Origin of the sequence: Hydrotalea sp. (assembly GCA_030054115.1) — a bacterium.
In the GTDB taxonomy this organism is placed as follows: Bacteria; Pseudomonadota; Alphaproteobacteria; order JASGCL01; family JASGCL01; genus JASGCL01.
Genome location: JASGCL010000087.1, coordinates 1 through 2,130, shown reverse-complemented (window position 1 = coordinate 2,130; position 2,130 = coordinate 1). Strand labels below are relative to the sequence as shown.

Here is a 2,130-nt window from a genome sequence, read left to right as displayed (position 1 = left end):
ATTTTATCAAAAAATATAGTTGGCGAACCCACCTCGAAATTATAGTCGCTAACGCTCCTTAATTTCCATCCTCCCTTGCTTCAGCCGCCGATGAGGGATAAAAACAGGGAGCGTAGCGACCATGTTTTTTGGGTGGGTTCGTTAGCAACATTTTTTTATGAAAAAACGTTTGTCGACCTCCCTTGTGTACAAGGGAGGATAGAGAAATAATGAGCGAGCATTGCGAGCGAATATATTTCTCAGGTAGGTTAGACCTCATTTCAGATTCGCAATCGGTGACTAACCCCCCTATAAAACATAGTCGCTGACGCTCCTTGTTTTATCCATCCCGTTGGCGTGTGGCACACGCCAACGGGTATAACCACCCTTTTTTTAAAAAATCGCGCAAAGCCTCCATTGCTTCAGCAAGGGAGGGATAAAAATACGAACACCGCGACAGCGACCATGTTTTTTGGGTGGGTTCGCCAACATGGGATGGGGTTCGCCATCAATTATTGTTTACTATTATTGATAAATTAAGAAAAATATGTTATAAGCCCCAGAAGTAATTTTTGCACTTGCGGACACCCCTAAAAATATGTTAAAAATAACGCCATGAAAAAGAATTTACGCACCAAAATAACTTCGCGCTCAAACAGCGAAGCGATAGCGCAAAAATTATTTGCGCTGTTAATTACATCCGCCCTATCCAGCGCGGGTTTCACCACCCACGCCAATGCCCAAAATGCTGGCAACAACAAGAATGGAACGGGGGCGAACGGCCCATTGCTTGCCAACGCCGTGGCCGGAAAATTATTGTTAAAGGCCGATGTCGGTTATGTTTACAGCTTCGCCGGCGATTGGAACAAATCAAACGCCGAATTACCCAGCATCGGTGGCAATACCTCCACCGCGACCGGTGGGGTTGGTTACGGGGTTAGCTTGGGTTGGACCAGCAAAACCGGATTCGGCCTGTCGGCCGATTATTTGGGTTTTAATCATAAATGGACGGGGTTAGGGACAGACGTCCATGGCACGCAATTTAATTACGACGCACCATATCACGTAATGACCATTACGCCAAGTTATCGGTTTAAACTTGACCAAGCCGACAATTGGGGTTTGCGGGTTGGGTTGGGGGTTGGTTTCAGCCTGTCAGACGTAAATTGGGCGCAAAAATTGCCGGCCAGCGGCGCGCAAAGCAAGGCCGGCACCAAAGTGGCGGGGGGTGCGGTTTATGCAATAGGCGCCGCCGCCGTTTTTTGTGCAGATTCTATTGGCGGCAGTTCTCCGGCTAGTCTCACGGCTGGGCAATGTGTTAGCAGTGCCCAAGCATTTCCCTCTGCACCCAACAGTGGCACAGGTTATAATTTTTCTGACGATAACAATGCTGTGGATAGTATAAATAAGGAAGTTGTTTATTTTAAATATCAAAACGGCACCGTCTCCTATGGCTTGTGGCGGCAATTAACTGGCGTTACCAGCAATACCGACACCACCAATGCCCTTGCCCAATTGAATAGGAATAACCCTCCGAATACAACCGCTCTTACCTCCGTCAGCATATTTGAATCGCGGGCGGATTATGTAACACGGCTTGGTGCAACGGCGGCGGCGGCGGTTGAGGCAAGGGTAACGTCGGCGGCGGACAAAGCGGCCTGCGATGTTAAGGCGGCTCAGGGTTACACATGGAATGGCACCACCTGTAACGCCCCAGCCCCAGCCCCAGCCCCAGCGGCGGCCGGCGGTTCGGCGAAGGACGATGCGGGTTTTGTGTTGGCGCCACAGGTTGCGGTTGAATATGACAACAACCTGTTGCATTTCGACATCAATGTTAAATACATTCACGAACTTTTCAACGTGCGTTATTTCGGGTCGGAGGGTTCGGTCAGCGGCACCGCAACATCCGGCGCGATAACTTACACCCGCATGGCCGGCCCCCTCGCCCTCTTCATCGGCGCGGGCTTGGGCGTCAACTTCTAATTATCAAAAAATTTCCCTGAAATTTGTTGATGACGATATAGTTCCGTTATGAGCGTTTAATAATGCGCAAAAAATTAAAAGGGTGGTTAGCAATAACCACCCTTTTTTTTTATGCTACTACTTCAGTTCCAAAAATGCCACATTGCCTCCATTGCTTCAGCAAGGGAG

The 2,130-nt window shown here is 49.0% G+C and carries 1 protein-coding gene; it reads left to right on the top strand.

The window, feature by feature from the left end:
- The first annotated feature begins 594 nt into the window (after positions 1–594).
- Positions 595–1,962: a hypothetical protein gene (locus tag QM529_07750; GenBank protein ID MDI9314548.1), complete on the top strand. Its 1,368-nt coding sequence runs from the start codon at positions 595–597 to the stop codon at positions 1,960–1,962.
- Positions 1,963–2,130 lie beyond the last annotated feature (168 nt).

Excerpts from the sequence above, each read along its gene's own strand:
- QM529_07750 (MDI9314548.1), top strand. The coding sequence starts at position 595 with ATGAAAAAGAATTTACGCACCAAAATAACTTCGCGCTCAAACAGCGAA.